Origin of the sequence: Pleomorphomonas koreensis DSM 23070 (assembly GCF_000425185.1) — a bacterium.
Taxonomy (GTDB): domain Bacteria; phylum Pseudomonadota; class Alphaproteobacteria; order Rhizobiales; family Pleomorphomonadaceae; genus Pleomorphomonas; species Pleomorphomonas koreensis.
The window spans coordinates 26,424-42,759 of sequence record NZ_AULH01000013.1 but is presented as its reverse complement, the minus strand read 5'-3'; the positions used below and the strand labels follow the sequence as shown (position 1 = coordinate 42,759).

Annotated in this window: 15 protein-coding genes and 1 tRNA gene; 7 read left to right on the top strand and 9 right to left on the bottom strand. The window is 65.3% G+C overall.

Features of this window, described 5'->3' with window-relative positions; genetic code table 11:
• Window positions 1-15 precede the first annotated feature (15 nt).
• Together H512_RS23735 and H512_RS0111970 are read right to left on the bottom strand one after the other, a co-directional pair.
• On the bottom strand, window positions 16-531 hold the full coding sequence (locus H512_RS23735; protein ID WP_053239805.1) for a DUF192 domain-containing protein: 516 nt from the start codon (window positions 529-531) through the stop codon (window positions 16-18).
• 97 nt (window positions 532-628) lie between these two features.
• Window positions 629-1,204 (bottom strand): cold-shock protein, encoded by a 576-nt coding sequence (locus H512_RS0111970; protein WP_053239804.1) that lies wholly within the window; start codon window positions 1,202-1,204, stop codon window positions 629-631.
• A gap of 331 nt (window positions 1,205-1,535) precedes the next feature.
• Between H512_RS0111970 and H512_RS0111965 the strand changes: the two genes are divergently transcribed.
• From H512_RS0111965 to H512_RS0111955, 3 genes are all read left to right on the top strand, one after another.
• Window positions 1,536-1,976 (top strand): VOC family protein, encoded by a 441-nt coding sequence (locus H512_RS0111965; protein WP_026783655.1) that lies wholly within the window; start codon window positions 1,536-1,538, stop codon window positions 1,974-1,976.
• A 40-nt stretch (window positions 1,977-2,016) separates the two neighbouring features.
• On the top strand, window positions 2,017-3,075 hold the full coding sequence (locus tag H512_RS25790; RefSeq protein WP_026783654.1) for a YcbK family protein: 1,059 nt from the start codon (window positions 2,017-2,019) through the stop codon (window positions 3,073-3,075).
• A gap of 104 nt (window positions 3,076-3,179) precedes the next feature.
• A tRNA-Glu gene (locus H512_RS0111955) sits at window positions 3,180-3,254 on the top strand.
• A gap of 733 nt (window positions 3,255-3,987) precedes the next feature.
• Here the strand turns inward: H512_RS0111955 and H512_RS23725 are convergent.
• Window positions 3,988-5,250: an ROK family protein gene (locus H512_RS23725; protein WP_053239803.1), complete on the bottom strand. Its 1,263-nt coding sequence runs from the start codon at window positions 5,248-5,250 to the stop codon at window positions 3,988-3,990.
• A gap of 194 nt (window positions 5,251-5,444) precedes the next feature.
• On the opposite strand from H512_RS23725, the gene H512_RS23720 reads away from it, so the two are divergent.
• From H512_RS23720 to H512_RS0111930, 4 genes are all read left to right on the top strand, one after another.
• Entirely contained in the window at window positions 5,445-7,022 is a 1,578-nt protein-coding gene (locus tag H512_RS23720; protein ID WP_053239802.1) for an FGGY-family carbohydrate kinase, read from the top strand.
• A 208-nt stretch (window positions 7,023-7,230) separates the two neighbouring features.
• The gene (locus tag H512_RS0111940) at window positions 7,231-8,205 is read left to right on the top strand and encodes a substrate-binding domain-containing protein (protein ID WP_026783653.1); all 975 of its coding nucleotides are present in this window, start codon (window positions 7,231-7,233) and stop codon (window positions 8,203-8,205) included.
• A gap of 180 nt (window positions 8,206-8,385) precedes the next feature.
• Window positions 8,386-9,372, top strand: a complete 987-nt coding sequence (locus tag H512_RS0111935) for an ABC transporter permease (protein WP_026783652.1) — start codon at window positions 8,386-8,388, stop codon at window positions 9,370-9,372.
• Window positions 9,372-10,175, top strand: coding sequence for an ATP-binding cassette domain-containing protein (locus H512_RS0111930; RefSeq protein ID WP_026783651.1), 804 nt, complete (start codon window positions 9,372-9,374; stop codon window positions 10,173-10,175). The genes H512_RS0111935 and H512_RS0111930 overlap by 1 nt, the downstream gene beginning before the upstream one ends.
• 498 nt (window positions 10,176-10,673) lie before the next feature.
• Here H512_RS0111930 and rfbA read toward each other — a convergent pair whose 3' ends face one another.
• The 6 genes from rfbA to H512_RS0111900 form a co-directional block, all read right to left on the bottom strand.
• On the bottom strand, window positions 10,674-11,537 hold the full coding sequence (gene rfbA, locus H512_RS0111925) for a glucose-1-phosphate thymidylyltransferase RfbA (RefSeq protein ID WP_026783650.1): 864 nt from the start codon (window positions 11,535-11,537) through the stop codon (window positions 10,674-10,676).
• Between the two features lie 61 nt (window positions 11,538-11,598).
• A complete protein-coding gene (rfbD, locus tag H512_RS0111920) occupies window positions 11,599-12,489 on the bottom strand; it encodes a dTDP-4-dehydrorhamnose reductase (RefSeq protein WP_026783649.1) in 891 nt (296 codons plus the stop codon).
• Window positions 12,486-13,550: a dTDP-glucose 4,6-dehydratase gene (gene rfbB, locus H512_RS0111915; RefSeq protein ID WP_026783648.1), complete on the bottom strand. Its 1,065-nt coding sequence runs from the start codon at window positions 13,548-13,550 to the stop codon at window positions 12,486-12,488. The genes rfbD and rfbB overlap by 4 nt, the downstream gene beginning before the upstream one ends.
• Window positions 13,551-13,601: 51 nt before the next feature.
• Window positions 13,602-14,165, bottom strand: a complete 564-nt coding sequence (gene rfbC, locus H512_RS0111910) for a dTDP-4-dehydrorhamnose 3,5-epimerase (protein ID WP_026783647.1) — start codon at window positions 14,163-14,165, stop codon at window positions 13,602-13,604.
• Window positions 14,166-14,578: 413 nt separating this feature from the next.
• Window positions 14,579-15,463 carry an NAD-dependent epimerase/dehydratase family protein gene (locus H512_RS0111905; protein WP_026783646.1) on the bottom strand — a complete coding sequence of 295 codons (885 nt, stop codon included), beginning with the start codon at window positions 15,461-15,463 and terminating at the stop codon, window positions 14,579-14,581.
• 43 nt (window positions 15,464-15,506) lie between these two features.
• On the bottom strand, window positions 15,507-16,283 hold the full coding sequence (locus tag H512_RS0111900) for an SDR family NAD(P)-dependent oxidoreductase (protein ID WP_026783645.1): 777 nt from the start codon (window positions 16,281-16,283) through the stop codon (window positions 15,507-15,509).
• Window positions 16,284-16,336 lie beyond the last annotated feature (53 nt).

Below are 16,336 nucleotides of genomic sequence, written 5' to 3'. Positions count from 1 at the left end.
TCGGGACGACCGAAATTACTTGCCGGCCACCGCCTCGATCGCCCGGTGGCGAACGCTGTCGCCCACGGCAAGACCGATGCGCCGCGCTTCGGGCGTCGGCAGTTCGAGCACGAAACGGATCGGCGCGGCCGAGGGAATGCGGTTGTCGGAACGCGGCTTGGCGCCGTGGGCGACCGACACCACGCGGCCCTTGTCGGAAATGAACACGATGTCGAGCGGCACGAAGGTGTTGTGCATCCAGAAGGCAACGTCGCGCGTCATGCCCATGTCGAACAACATGCCGGTGCCCGGCTCAACCTCGCGGCGGAACATCAGGCCGCGCGACCGGCTCTCCTCGGTGTCGGCCACTTCCACCTGATAGGGATAGACGCCGGTCGAGGTCTCTATGCTGAGACTGGAGCGGGGACCGACGGGGTTCTGATCCTGGCCGGCACTCGATCCGTTGCCGAAGAAATAAAGAATGGCGACGGCTGCGACGAGGCCGGCGGCGAGCGCCCGCACCACGAGGCGCCACGACGTTGCTTCCGACATTTGTCCCTGGATTCCTGATTGTTCGGCGGTTGTCACGTAACAAGACGCAGCGCGCCGGACCGATGTGGGTCGGCGCCGCGTGGGCGGCTTTAGGCCATCAATGTGACGAAGGTATGCCGCCCGGCTGCACCGGACGGATTTCGGCCACCATCTTCCCCTTGGGCCCGTCGCCGTAACGCACCAGCACCCGCTGGCCGGGGCGAAGCTCGGTGATGCCGAAGCGACGCAGCGTCTCCATGTGCACGAAGATGTCCTCGGTGCCGTCGCCGCGCGTCAGGAAGCCGAAGCCGCGAATGCGGTTGAACCACTTCACCTCGACCTGCTCGAGCCCGCTTGACGGCGTGACCTGCACGTGGGTGCGCGAGGGCGGCAGCTGCGAGGGATGGATGGCGGTGGACTCGTCCATCGACAGCACGCGCAGGGCCTGGAGCCCCTTCTGCCGCCGCACCGCCTCGCAGACGACCCGCGAGCCTTCGTAGGCGGTCTGGAAACCGTCGCGCCGCAGACAGGTGACGTGGAGGAGCACATCCGGCAGGCCCGGTTCGTCCGGCACGACGAAGCCAAATCCTTTCGCGACGTCGAACCATTTGATGACGCCGGCGACCTCGATGACTTCTACACCGACGTCCTCGTCGATGCCGTTATCTTCCGAAATAAACTGAGCCTTGGCCATGAGCCAGTCTCCACGATCGCACTTACGACAAACGCGGATGGTTCCGCGCTCCGACTATTCGTGATTCTTCTGGTAAAATACCACCTGAGGGCCACCCTTCCGCAAGCCCCTCGTTAACGGCTGTTAACGGTTTTGAGCGCGTTTCTTGCGGTCTCTGGCTCGACAGGCGGGCTTTGTCCCGCCATGAGCAGGCGAAGACCTGCCGAGACGGCGGCCGCCGCCTCGCCGCGGGCGCGCCGAGCCTTGCACGAAGCCGCCGACAAAGGGTAACTACCCGGACGACGGAGACGCGAAACCGGCCGCGGACGGCGGCCTCAGCGGAGGAAAAGACATGCGCTATCTTCACACCATGGTGCGGATCACCGACGTCGAGGCGTCGCTCGCCTTCTTCCGCGACCTCATGGGCATGGTCGAGGTGCGGCGAACCGAGAACGAGGCCGGACGCTTCACGCTGATCTTCCTCGCCGCGTCGGCCGACGTCGAGGCCGGCCGGGCGCACGCCGCGCCGCTGGTCGAACTCACCTACAACTGGGACCCGGAGACCTACGGCGAGGGCCGCAACTTCGGCCATCTCGCCTACGAGGTGGACGACATCTACGCCACCTGCGACCGGCTGATGAAGGGCGGCGTCACCATCAACCGGCCGCCGCGCGACGGCCGCATGGCCTTCATCCGCTCGCCGGACAACATCTCCATCGAGTTGCTCCAGAAGGGTGACGCCCTGCCGCCGGCCGAGCCCTGGCTCTCCATGCCGAACACCGGCAAGTGGTGAGGCTTTGTCGGCGCGCCGGACGACCGGGAGACAGGCGGTGATGAAGCTGCGGTCGGCATTGCTGGTGCTCTCGGCCCTTGCCGCTGCCGGCTGCGGTTCGGTCATCGACCGCTCCGACTTCAAGCCCCTCACCCCGGTCGAGATCGCCGAGATCAAGGCCAAGGCGGCGGCCGCCGGCGACCGGCCGGACGCCGATCCGGCCAAGGCGGACAAGCCGGCGGGCGACGCCACGCCGGCCGCCGCGCCCGCCGTGGCCGTCGCCGCCGAGGAGAAGGCGAAGCCGGCGACCAGCCTGTTCGCCATGCTGTTTGCCGCCGACGCACCGGACGCCGCAACGCCCGCCGCCGCGCCGCCGGCGACGGACAAGGCCGAGACCGCCAAGCCCAATGCCATCGACGTCGCCGTGGCGAAAGCCGAGGCGGAATCCGATCTTGCCGCGCTGCCGCCCGAGGACACCGACGAGGTGTCGGAAGCGGAGCTGGCTGGCGAGGACGAGGCCGATCCCGACAAGATAGCCGTGCCGAAGCCGCCGGTCGGCGATGGCCTGGAACACGACTTCGTCAACGTCTATACGTCGCGGCCAGAGCGGCCGGACGACCTGTTCGAGGGGCTGCCGGGCGTCGCTTGGCAGGGCAACCTCATTCTCGCCTCACGCGGCCCGGACGGCGATCCGCGCGGCCTGTTTGGCGGCGAGGTCCAGCCCTACGCCCGCTACGTGCCCGGCCTGCCGCGCGATGTGGTGCAGGCGGCCAACGGTCTGCTGCTCGCCCACGCGGCGATCAACGTTTCCTGCGTGAAGCCCAGCCTTCTCAACATGATCCGCGACGCCGAGCAGCATTTCAGCCGCAAGGTGGTGATCACCTCCGGCTACCGCTCGCCCTCGCACAACCTGCGTGTCCGCGGCGCGCTGCATTCGCAGCATCTCTATTGCAATGCCCTCGACCTCTACATGCCCGGCATCGCCCGCGACGAGCTGGCCCACTACTTCTACGGCCATCGTTCGCGCGGCGGCCTCGGCCTCTATTGCCACACCAAGTCGATCCATGTGGATACCGGCCGGCGACGCGAATGGCGCTGGTCGTGCAAGGGGCGGGGATAATCCTTGTCCGTCAATCCTCTAGATGAATCGGCAAAAAAGCCGACAGAGGCGCCGATTGGCTCTTGCCCAACCGCCCGAAGCTCACTATAAGCGCCCCTCGTTGGGCGGCCTTCGTCTATCGGTTAGGACACTAGCCTTTCACGCTGGAGAGACGGGTTCGATTCCCGTAGGCCGTACCACCCCAACACTCTTCATATATTGCAATGCGTTAAGCTAGACTCTAGCCGCTTCGCTACCCGTTCAGCGGGCACGGTCTTCGTGTTGGTCGCGTGGCGTATCTCGGCCTTCGTCAAACGCATCAGCTCCTTGGCCAACGGCTTGATGGGGAAGGCCGGCGTGCTCAGCGGAGCGAACCTGCTCTCATCGGAGCCGTTTCGTTTTTCCAATCGCATTCGTCCACAAGCTAAATAATAGGCACCTATTATATTGTACGCGCCGGATGGTCAGGAGGGTTTCAACCCTGCCTCAGAGCACCTTGCACTCCCTTCGAGTGAGATGGCTTGAGGAGACTGGACGCCCGCCGAATGCGCATCAACGTCATGCACGGAAGGCCCAGTGGCATAAAGGCAATCGTCTGGCGACAGAGCGCATGATGGCGGAAGGCGACGATGGCAGCTTTCTCCGCCGCTGACAGGACCGTTGATTTCGGTTCCGTCAGACCGGAGGTCGATTGGCACATTCCCTCTGCGAGGTGATTGCACCATCAAAATCCGAAGCCGGAAAGCCAGAGCCGCCAGCCGAAGCCCTGTCACAGCGGCTGCATGTCTCCCGCTACCAGCGAGCGTTCAAAGGGTGTTCTGGATCACATCGCGCCGCCAGCGAACCGACTGCCAGATATGGATTTCGTTTGCTCGCTGATGCTCGATTTTACTCGACCTCGCCAAGTATGTCTCGAATAGCGCCTTGAAGACCTTAGCCCGCGCGGTCCATCCGACGTTTGGCGCTCTCCGAGCGGCCGGTGGTCGGCGGCGCGGCGCCGGCGACGATGCGATTGAGCAGATCGGCGGAACCGGCCGGAGAAAAAGTGTTGTCGATCACCAACTGGCCGGCACCCAGCAGAGCGATGTCGCCCTGCGGCGGGGCGAGGATGATGTTGAGCTCGCGCGTCGCCAGCGGCAGGCAGCGCTGGTAGACCAGTTCGCGGATGCCGGACAGCAGGAAATCACCGCCTCGCGCCAGCGTGCCGCCCACGACGATCAGGCCGGGATTGAGCAAGCTGACGACGTCGGCCGTCACCTCGCCGATGACACGGCCAGCCTTGCGCAGCAGCATCACCGCCTCGGGCACCTGCTCATCGACGAGGGCGATGACATCGCGGGCATTCTCCGCCTTGAAGCCGAGGGCGCGCAGGTCGCGGGCAATGGCCCAGCCGGCGGCGCGCGCCTCGACGCAACCGAGCTTGCCGCAACGGCAGAGCGGCGGATCGTCGGAATCGAACTGAATGTGGCCGATGTCGCCCGAAGCACCGTGCGCACCACGAAACATCTTGCCGTCGGCGATGAAGCCGGCACCAATGCCGGTGCCGACCTTGATGTACAGGATATCGTCGGCGAGCTGAAAATGCCGGCGATACTCATAGAGAGTCATCAGGTTGACGTCATTGTCGACATAGACGGGCGCGTCGAAATGGTTGGCCATCGGGCCGATGATGTCGACGTTGTCCCAGCCGCGCATCACCGACGGCCCGACGACGCGGCCGCGCTTGTAGTCCACCGGCGCCGGCAGGCTCAGGCCGATGCCGAGCAATATGCCGTTGTCACCGCCCGTCTCGGCCTGCAACTGGCGAAATCCCCCGGCGATCCGGTCCAGCGTCGCCGTCGGCCCCTCCGCCACCTCGTAGCGCAGCGTACTCTGGGCGACCATCGCCGGCTCCGGCGACATCAGCGCCAGGTGGAGGTGGGACTCGCCGATATTGGCCACCAGCACATGGCCGATCTGCGGATTGACGGTCAGCACGCGGGTCGGCCGGCCACCGCTCGGCAGCGTTCGCGCCGCCTCGCCGATCAGATCGGCGGCGATCAGCGCGTTGAGCCGCTGCGTCACCGTCACCCGCGACAGTCCAGACCTGTCGAGCAACGCCGAGCGCGAAACGGCCGCCCCCGTGGCGATCAGAGAAAAGATGTCACTGGCATTGGTCAGCGCGGCATTTTCGCCGGCGCCGTCTCGGGGGGGCATATGATTTTCTCCTGCTCGACCAGATGTAGCCAATAAACGCCTTCGACGAAAGCGCCAAGGCCTTCGATGCCGCTATTATGTATAATAATAGACAAAATCATATTGACTTTCGATCATAACAGGACTGACTAGTGGCCCCAGCGTGGTGAGGATCCTGTCGCCTGAGGTTTGACGGCACGATCGGGAGCGGTGGCATGGACGAGCGTTATCTTATCGGCCTCGATTTCGGAACGTTGTCGGTGCGTGGCGTGCTGATCGACGCCGGCTCGGGCGTTGCCGCCGATCACCATGCCGTCCCCTACCGCCATGGCGTGATGACCGGATCGCTCCCCGACGGCACGCCGCTCCCCACAGGTTTTGCCCTGCAGGATGCCGGCGATTATCTTGTCGCTGCCGAGGAGGTGCTGACCCGCCTTGGGCGGGGTCGGGTCATCCTGGCGATCGGTCTGGATTTCACGGCGTCCTCACCGCTGCCAGCGAAGGCGGACGGCACGCCGCTATCGGCGTTGATGCCGGGCGAACCGCATGCCTATGTCAAGCTCTGGAAGCATAGCGCCCAGCGCTACGCCGACGCGATCAATGCCGCCGGCGGCGCTTTTCTCGACGATTTCGGCGGCCGCGTGTCAGGCGAATGGCTGCTTGCCAAGGCGGCAGAGCTGGCAACCGAAGCGCCGGCGGTGTGGGCAGCGACCGAGCGCTTCATAGAGGCCGGTGACTGGATGGTGCTGCGACTGACCGGCCGCGAGGCCCGCAATCTCGGTTTTGCCGCCTACAAGGCGCAGTATTCGGCCGAAACCGGTTATCCCCGGAACATCGTACCTGGACTTGCATCCCGCCTCGGCCGGCCACTGCCGGCGGGCGGCCTGGCCGGCCGGCTAAGCGAAGACTGGCGCCGCCGCACCGGCATTCTGGGGCCAGCCACCGTGGCAGTGGCGATCATCGACTCGCACGCCGTGCTGCCGGCCGTCGGAGCGGTCGAAGACGGCACGATGGTGGGGGCGCTGGGCACCTCGGCCGCCTATATCTTCCTCGCCGAACGCCGCCTTGCCCTCCCCGCCGGCCTTGAGGGCGTCGCCCATGGCGGCTCCCTGCCGGACCTGTGGCTGTTTGAGGCGGGCCAGGCCGCCTTCGGCGATGTGCTGGCCTGGTTCGTCCGGACCTTTCCGCGCGGCCCCGATCTGTCGGCCAGTTTTGCCGCCTACAACGCCGAGGCGGCGACGCTTTCCCCCGGCGAGAACCATCTCGTCGGCCTGGACTGGTGGAACGGCAACCGTGTTCCGCACGCGGATTCGCACCTGTCCGGCCTGCTGATGGGCTTTGGCCTCGATACCACGGCGGCCGGCATCTACCGGGCGCTGATGGAGGCGCTCTGCTACGGAACGCGTCGGATCATCGATCTCGCCAGTGCCGGCGGCATCGACACGCGGCGGGTGATAATGACCTCCGGTCTTGCGGAAACCAATCCCCTGCTGGTGGAGATCATGGCCGATGTCCTCGGCCGGGAAATCGAGCTGCCGACCATTGCCCACGCCACGGCGACCGGGGCGGCCATTCACGGCGCCGTCGCGGCCGGCGTGGTCGCTGACTTCAAAGCGGGCGCCACGCACTTCGGTGCCCGCTCGCGGCGGCACATCCGCCCCGACCCGGATCGGTCGGCGCGCTATCAACCCTTGTTTTCCGCGTCTTGCGAACTGGCCGGCCTCGCGCCGGTGCGCGCGGCCATGCGAAGCATCGGTCCGCGGGCCTGCGGAGACCCAGATCTCGGCGAGTGAACAGCCCGCCTAAATTTAGGACTACTTTTGGATAGAAATATATAAATCTAAATCTTTTATGTTTGATTTCATCCTTAATAGATGTCAAATCGAGATGGCCTCGGAGGATGGCCATGGAGCGGAAGAGGAACCGGCTCCAGATAAAACCTGGGAGGAAAGCATGCAGACTTCTCATCACGACAGGTCTCGTCACGTGCTGCCGCAATTCATGGCTGGCTGCGCGGTCTTCGCTCTCGCCTTCGGCCTCGTCGGAGCGGTCGGCATATCCTACGCGCATGCGGAGGACGTCATTGTCGGCCTGGTCACCAAGACCGAGGTCAACCCCTTCTTCGTCAAGATGCGTCAGGCGGCGGAAGCGGAAGCCCAGACCAAGGGCCTGAAGCTGATCGCCCGCGCCGGCAAGTTCGACGGCGACAACGAGGGCCAGGTGGCGGCCATCGAGGACCTGATCTCGGCGGGTGCCAAGGGCATCCTGGTCACGCCCAACAACTCCTCGGGCATGCTGGGCGTCATCAAGAAAGCGCGTGATGCCGGTGTGCTGGTGATTGCCCTCGACACGGCCACCGATCCGGCCGACGCGGTCGACGCCACCTTCGCAACCGACAATCTGGAGGCCGGCGTCCAGCAGGGTGCCTATGCCAAGGCCGCCCTCGGAGACAAGAAACCGGTGATCGCCATGCTCGACGGCACGCCCGGCGGCACCGTCGATACCTTCCGCCATGACGGCTTCCTGAAGGGCTTCGGCATTGCCGAAGGCGATCCGGCCATTGCCGGCGCCGCCATCACCAACGGCGCCCAGGACAAGGCCCAGGTCGGCATGGAGAACCTCCTGTCCAAGAACGGCGACATCAACGTCGTCTACACCATCAACGAGCCGGCGGCGGCCGGCGGCTATCAGGCCCTGAAATCGTTCGGCATGGAGAAGGACGTGATCCTGACGTCGATTGACGGCGGTTGCGCCGGCGTTCGCAACGTCAAGGCCGGCATCATCGCCGCAACGGTGATGCAGTTCCCCTACAAGATGGCGTCGATGGGCGTCGATGCGGTGGCCGAGTATGCGGCAACCGGCAAGAAGCCGTCCGGCTTCATCAACACCGGCTCCTACCTGATCACCGACAAGCCGATGCCGGGCCTCGATTCCAAGGACAGCGAGTGGGGCCTCCAGAACTGCTGGGGCGACTGAAGTCGCCCCTGAGGCCGGAGAAACCCGGCTCCATCCCGATCGGTTTTCTTCTGGAGCACGCGTCGATCGACACCCGATATCCTGATCGGCAGAGACCATAATCCGATCGGCTGGCGCCTGTTTGGACCGGCGGATACGTCCGCCGGTCCGCTTTCATCCTACGTCAGTTGTGAGGTCCCCATGAGCAGCGCAACTCCGTCTGCCCCCGAGGCCGGTGCAGGGCTGTTTTCGCGAACCAAGACCATTCCCGCCGTCGGACCCATTCTGGTTCTGCTGGCTTTCTGTCTGGTGTTCGCCGTCACCAATCCGCGCTTTCTCGCCCCTCACAATTTGTCGATCATCCTGCAGCAGACCATCGTGGTGGGCACGCTGGCCATCGGCCAGACGCTGGTGATCCTGACCGCCGGCATCGACCTCGCGGTCGGCGCCATCTGCGTGCTCGGCACCATCGTCGCCGGCAAGATGGTCAATCTCGGCTACGATCCGATGCTGTCGATGCTGTTCGCGGCCATCCTGTGCACGCTGTCCGGCCTCATCGCCGGCGCGCTGGTCAGCCGGCTCGACCTGCCACCCTTCATCGTCACGCTCGGCACGCTCGGCATTCTGACGGCGGCCCTCCGCCTCATTTCCAAGGGCGGCGCCTTTCCGGTACAGGACGACTTTCTCGGCCTGACCGGCAACACCTTCCGCATCGGCAGCTTCGTCCTTACCTACGGCGTGCTGGCCATGCTACTGCTCTACGCCATCGTCTGGTACCTGCTCAACGAGACGCGCTGGGGAAGGCATCTCTACGCCATCGGCAACAATCCCGAAGCGGCGCGGCTGGTCGGCATTCCGGTCCGTCTGCACCTGTTGCAGGTCTATGCGCTGGCCGGCCTCATCTACGGCATCACCGCCTGGCTCGCCCTTGGCCGCATCCCCAATGCCGACCCCAACGCCCTCCAGACGGCCAACCTCGATTCCATCACCGCCGTGGTGATCGGTGGCACCAGCCTGTTCGGCGGACGTGGCGGCCTCGTCGGCACGCTGATCGGCGCCCTGATCGTCGGCGTTCTCCGCAATGGCCTGACGCTCGCCGGCATCGATCCGCTCTGGCAGGATCTCGTCACCGGCATCCTGGTGATCGTTGCCGTCGCCTTCGACCAGCTTTCCCGCAGGAGGCGCTGATGTCCGCCCTCGCAAGTGCCCCCAACCAGCCCGGCGACAGCGTTCGCAACGTGCTCGAAGCCCGTAATCTCGTTAAAAGCTACGGCCATGTCGTTGCCCTCGACGGCGTCGATTTCGATCTGCGTGCCGGCGAAATTCTCGCCGTCGTCGGCGACAACGGCGCCGGCAAATCGACGCTGATCAAGACGCTGACCGGCGCTGTGGTACCCGACAGCGGCGAAATCCTGCTCGACGGGCAGCCGGTGCATTTCAAGGGACCGCTCGACGCCCGCCATCGCGGTATAGAGGCGGTCTACCAGGATCTTGCCGTAGCGCCCGCCCTCGACATTCCGAGCAACCTCTTTCTGGGGCGCGAGCTGCTGTCGCCGGGCATCCTCGGCAGCGTCTTCCGGCGCCTCGACAAGCGGCGGATGCGCGAGATGGCAGCGGAAGCCATGGCCGATCTGAAATTCCGCCTTCCGTCGATCACCAGCCGCGTCGAGAATCTGTCCGGCGGCCAGCGTCAGGGCGTCGCCGTGGCGCGAGCGGCGGTGTTCGCCCGCAAGCTGGTGATCATGGACGAGCCGACCGCAGCGCTCGGCGTGCGCGAGACCGGTCAGGTGCTGGAACTCATCCGGGCAATCCGCGACAGAGGTCTGCCGGTCGTGCTGATCAGCCATAACATGCCCAACGTGTTTGAACTCGCCGACCGCATCTGCATCATGCGGCTCGGCAAACGGGCCGCGGTCGTCTCGCCGAAGTCGCACACGATGGCCGACGTGGTCGCGATCATGACCGGCGCGGTCAAGGTCGAGGCAGGTTGATGGAAGGATCAGCCTGCCCCGCCTCCTTGTCGTCCAGCGCGACGATAATGAGCGTGCCGGCGGCTTCGAGTGCGGCTTGAGTGTTCGGACGGCCGCAGCGAGGCGCCCCCAGCCCTTGCGTTTGGCGAACAGGTTCTCGCGACCTTGTGGCGCTGGCGGTATGGAGCCTTGTCATAGCCAGATGGGGCTTTGCGGCTCCGGCCGAACGGGCTGCATGGCTTGATGCCTCAGGCTCGGGGTTCTTCGCGGATCCAGGCCTCAGGTAGGGAACTCATTCAAATCCAGGGCGATGGTGGCGAGATAGTTCTCGGCCAGGCGGTCATACCTGGTGCCCTACTCGAAACTCAGCGGTATCAGGCAGATGGCGATGGTTTCGAGGGCCGGAGCGAAGCGAACTTGAGGTTCGCGAGCACCGAAAGCGAGATAATTGAAGCCAGATGCCCGCCCCGGTGGAAGTTTCGGGTCAGGCTGTTAGGTCAGCGCGTTTGGGCCCGCTGATCACTGGCACAATTCCATGAGATACTTCCCATACTCACTCTTTCCGAGTTTTTTTCCCAGCATTTCCAGTTGGCTGCGGTCGATGAATCCGTTTCGGAAGGCGATCTCCTCGGGGCAGGCGATCTTGATGCCCTGGCGGCGTTGTAAAGTACCGACGAAGTTGCCGGCCTCCAGCAGGCTGTCGGGCGTGCCGGTGTCGAGCCAGGCGTAGCCGCGGCCCATCAGTTCGACGTTGAGCCTGCCGCGCTCGAGATAGGCCTTGTTGACGTCGGTGATCTCCAGTTCGCCACGTGGCGACGGCTTGAGGTTGGCGGCGATCTCGACGACGTCCCCGTCGTAGAAGTAGAGCCCGGTCACCGCCCAGTTGGACTTCGGCTTGGCCGGCTTTTCCTCAATGGAAACCGCCTGCCGGTTCTCGTCGAACTCCACCACGCCATAGCGTTCGGGATCGCTGACATGATAGGCGAACACCGTAGCGCCTTCGGGGCGTGCGGCGGCGCTGGCGAACAGGTCGGTGAGGCCGTGGCCGTAGAAAATGTTGTCGCCGAGGATCAGGCAGGACGGCCCGGAGCCGACGAAGTCGGCACCGATGATGTAGGCTTGGGCAAGACCGTCAGGCGACGGCTGCTCGGCATAGCTGAGCGAGATGCCCCACTGTGCTCCGTCGCCAAGAAGCCGTTGGAAGTTCGGCAGATCGTGCGGCGTCGAGATGATCAGGATGTCGCGGATGCCGGCCAGCATCAATGTCGAAAGCGGATAGTAGATCATCGGCTTGTCGTAGACCGGCATCAGCTGCTTGGAGGTGACCAGCGTCATCGGATGGAGCCGCGTGCCCGAGCCGCCGGCCAGAATGATCCCCTTCATCGAGTGCCCCTTTCAAATTCCCGCCCCAAACCCCGCGGCGCCGCATATCGATCGCAATCCCCTACCCGGCGACGAGCCGCCGGACGACCAATTCCGCCGAATGCTGCCAGTCCGGCAGACATACGCCATGCAGACGCTCCAGCTTGCCGCAGTCGAGCCGCGAGTTGGCCGGCCTCCTGGCCGGTGTCGGATAGGCGCTGGCCGGGATCGGATCGACCGTGACGGGCTTGCCGCCGTGCAGGGCCGACAGGCGGAAGATCTCCGCCGCAAAGCCGGCCCAGCTCGTCTCGCCGCGGCCCGTCATATGGAAGGTGCCGCGCAGCTCTCGAGCGCCTGACGCAGTGAGGTTGTCCGCCACCGTCAGCAGCCCGTCGGCAATGTCGAGGGCCGAGGTGGGGTTGCCGACCTGGTCGGCGACGACGCCGACGCGGTCGCGCGTCTCGCCCAGCCGCAGCATGGTCTTGACGAAGTTCCTGCCGAATGGCGAGTAGACCCAGGCCGTCCGGAGGATGGCGTGGTTGGGCGTGGCGGCGGCAAGCGCCAGCTCGCCGGCCAGCTTGGTCCGGCCATAGGCGCTGAGCGGCCCCGTCGGGTCCGTTTCGACGTAAGGAGCGGGCTTGTCGCCAGAGAACACATAATCAGTCGACAGATGCACCACCGGCACGTCGAGGCGAGCCGCCGCCTTGCCGATCTCGCCCACCGCCGCAGCGTTGACGGCCAGCGCCGTCGCCTCGTCGCTCTCCGCCGCGTCGACCGCCGTGTAGGCGGCCACCGACAGGATGACGTCGGGCCTCAGCGCCTCGATCGCCGGGGCGATCTTGCCGGTGACCGCAAGGTCGAACTCCGGCTGGCCGACCGGCAGCAGTTCGATATCGTCTCGCCCGGCGGCCGTCTCGACGAGCGAGCGGACCACCTGCCCTCTGATGCCGGTCACCAGGATGCGACGGGTCACGCCCTCACCTCGTCCGGCTTCAAGAGACCCAGCCGGCTGCCGTCATAGCCCTTGCGCAGCGGCGCCCACCACCAGTCGTTCTCCAGATACCATCGCACCGTCTTGTCGATGCCGCTGTCGAAGGTCTCCTCGGCCTTCCAGCCAAGTTCGGTTTCGAGGCGCGCGGCATCGATGGCGTAGCGGGCGTCGTGGCCGGGACGGTCGGCGACATAGGTGATCAGGCGATGATGCGGCGCGCCCGCCGGATGGTAAGCGTCCATCAGCGCGCAGATCCGCTCGACGACGTCGAGGTTCTTCCGCTCGTTGCGGCCGCCGACGTTGTAGGTCTCGCCGGGACGACCGCGCTCGGCGATCAGGTCGAGGGCGCGGGCATGATCCTCGACGTAGAGCCAGTCGCGGATGTTGGCGCCGTTGCCGTAGACCGGCAGCGGCTTGCCCGCGAGGGCATTGAGGATCATCAGCGGGATCAGCTTCTCGGGGAAGTGATAGGGGCCGTAGTTGTTGGAGCAGTTGGAGACCACCACCGGCAGGCCATAGGTGCGCTGCCACGCCTTGGCGAGGTGATCCGATGCCGCCTTCGAGGCCGAATAGGGCGAGGAGGGATCGTAGGGCGTCTCCTCGGTGAACAGCCCATCCGCCCCGAGCGAGCCGTAGACCTCGTCGGTCGACACGTGCAGGAAGCGGAAGGCCGCCTTGTCCTCGGCCGGCAGGCCGCTCCAGTAGTGCCGCGCCGCCTCCAGCATGGTGAAGGTGCCGATGACGTTGGTCTCGATGAAGTCGCGGGCGCCGGTGATCGAGCGGTCGACGTGGCTCTCGGCGGCGAGATGCATCACCCTGTCAGGCCGGAAGCTGTCACAGGCCTCGGCAATCGCCTGGCGGTCGCAGATATCGGCCTTGAGGAAGCGGTGGTTCGGATGGTTGTCGACGGCGCGCAGCGAGGTGAGCGTGCCGGCATAGGTGAGCTTGTCGACGGTGAGCACCTCGTAGCCCCGGACGAGCACGAGATGACGGACGACCGCCGATCCGATGAAGCCGGCGCCGCCGGTGACGAGAACGCGCATGGAAACACCTTGCGTCAGGAGAAGGCGAAAGGGAATTGGCCGGCTGGATGATCAGCAGGCGTAGACGAAATCGGCATCGAGTTCGGACAGACGTGGCTGCACCCGGTCCCTGGCCGACAGGATCGCCTTGTCCTCGGCCACCGGCCAGTCGATGCCGAGCGCCGGATCGTTCCAGCGAAGGCCCCTGTCATGCTCGGGGCTGTAGTAATCGGTCACCTTGTAGGCAATGACGGTATCGGGTTCGAGCGTGCAGAAGCCGTGCGCAAAGCCCGGCGGTACCCAGAGCTGGCGACCGTTGCCGGCCGAAAGCTCGACCTTCACATGCTGGCCGTAGGTCGGCGATCCCCGGCGAATGTCGACGGCGACGTCCAGGATGGCGCCGACCAGGCAGCGCACAAGCTTGCCCTGCGCCCGCGGGCTCAACTGGAAATGCAGGCCGCGCACCGTGCCAACCTCCGCAGACATCGACTGGTTGTCCTGAACGAAAGAGGTTGATCCGGCCGCAGCCTCGAACAGATCCTGACGAAACGTCTCCACGAAATAACCGCGGGAGTCGCCGTGGCGACGAGGCACGATCTCCAGAGGGCCGGAAACCGGTAGAGGCGCGAACTGCATCAAACTCTCCTTCGATGCTCGAAGACCGTCACAGGCATCGAGAGTGAAGGCCGCGGCCTCGATCCACGGCATCCATCCCGGACTTTCCGCAGGAAAAGGAAGTCCGGTCGGACCTGACTTGCCTGGAACGAAGGATCGGCAGTAGCCGGAAGCGCATCAGAAGCCATTGCCGGATCGGAATTCTCGCGTAATCGTCCACCAGATGATCTTGACATCAAGCCACAGCGAAAAGCGCCGGATGTACTGGACATCCGGCGCAACGCGGCGAAATGCAAGGATAGGATCGACTGACGGTCCACGCAATCCTTCAGCCCGCGCCGGACCAGTCATTTCGGCGACGGTTTGCGTAGAAGGAACACCCGCCGGCATGCCCGCTTCAATCCGCCTGTCGACGCAGGATTTGGGCCCAAAGCCTACTCCACGTATTTCCGCCAGTCGTGCTGTTCCCTGAAGCCGAGCATGGTGCGGATCTTCTCGTTGGAGATCGGCGCCTCGCTGCCGATCAGCGGCCAGCTATGCGGCGTGTTCGGGCAAACCTTGGCGAGGAAATCATCCGTCGGCTCGCGGGCGGTGATGGTATCGTTCACCGCATTGAACACCTGGAAGCCGAGGCCATCCTTCTCGACGCACAGATGGACGATCTCGCCAAGGTCGCGGGCGTCGATATAGCTCCAGGCGTTGCGCTTGCGGGTCAGCGGGTCGGCCATGAAGGCGGGGAAATTGACGTATTCGTGCGGCTCGATGACGTTGCCGATGCGGAGCGCGTAGATGTCGGCCGCATAGCGCATGGCGAAGGCGCGCGCCGTCTTTTCGTTCACCACCTTGGACAGGCCATAGCTGTCCATCGGATCGGTGTCGTAGTCCTCGGTCAGCGGGAACTGATGGAAGTCCTTGTCGCCCTCGGCGAAGCAGACGCCGTAGGTGGTCTCGCTGGAGGCGATGATCACCTTGCGGATGCCGAGCTTCATCGCCGCCTCGATGACGTTGTAGGTCGACATGACGTTGGTCTCGAAGGTGCGGTTGTCGGGCACCAGCAGGATGCGCGGCACCGCCGCGAAATGCACCACGGCATCGGCCAGCACCGGCCGCGAGCCGGTGGCGAGGCTGTCGAAATCGAAGTGCATGGACAGCGCGCTGTAGACCTCTGCTCCATCGGTGAGATCGCAGGTAAGCGTCGTCACGCCCGGACAGTCGAGCGGCTTGAGATCGAGGTTGAAGACGTCGTGCCCCTTGTCCTTGAGATAGGGAACGACGTGACGGCCGGCCTTGCCGGAGCCGCCGGTGAAGACGATTTTCATATTGCCTCCGAAAGAGTTGCGCCGGCTGCCGCCGGCGCGATTGTCAGGTCATCAGCTGGCCACCGTTCACCTCCAGCACCTGCCCGGTCATGTAGCCGGACAGCGCCGCCGAGGCGAGGAACAGGTAGGGGCCGACCATATCCTCCGGCTTGGCCAGCCGCTGCAACGGGATGGTGACGCGCATGGCTTCGAGATAGGCCTGATCGGAATAGCGCTCGTGGAACGGCGTCTCGACGATGCCCGGCGCCACCGCGTTGACGCGCACGCCGAAGGGCGCGAATTCCTTGGCCATGCCGCGCGTCGCATTCTCGATGAACGCCTTGGCCGAGCCGTAGGGGCCGGCGCCGAGGCTGGCGCCGGTGCGGGCGGCGATCGACGTGGTGTTGACGATGAAGCCCTGCTGCGCCTTGAGGAAGGGCAGCGCGGCGTGCGAGGCCACCAGCACCGAGCGGACGTTGAGGCCGATGATGTCCTCGAACACCTGTTCGTTGAAGTCGCCATAGGGCATGCGCGCCACCATGCCGCCGGCGTTGTTGACGAGACCGTCCAGCCGGCCGAAGGCCATGGCCGTCTCCTCGATCACCTGCGCCATGTCGGCCGACTTCAGCGCGTCGCCGCGCACGGCCGTCGCCTTGCCGCCGGCGGCGCGGATGTCGGCGCAGAGCGTCTCGGCAGCCGTGGCCGACGAATTGTAGTGGACCCCGACCGAGGCCCCCTGCTCGGCGAAGGCGCGGGCCAGCGCCGCGCCGATGCCGGTGGAGGCGCCGGTGACCAGCACCGCCTTGCCGGCGAGATCGGGAATGCTGAGCAGCCTGCTCATCGGGGCCTCCTTCCTCTGATGCGTCGCCGACCGTACCGCCGGCGGAACCGGAC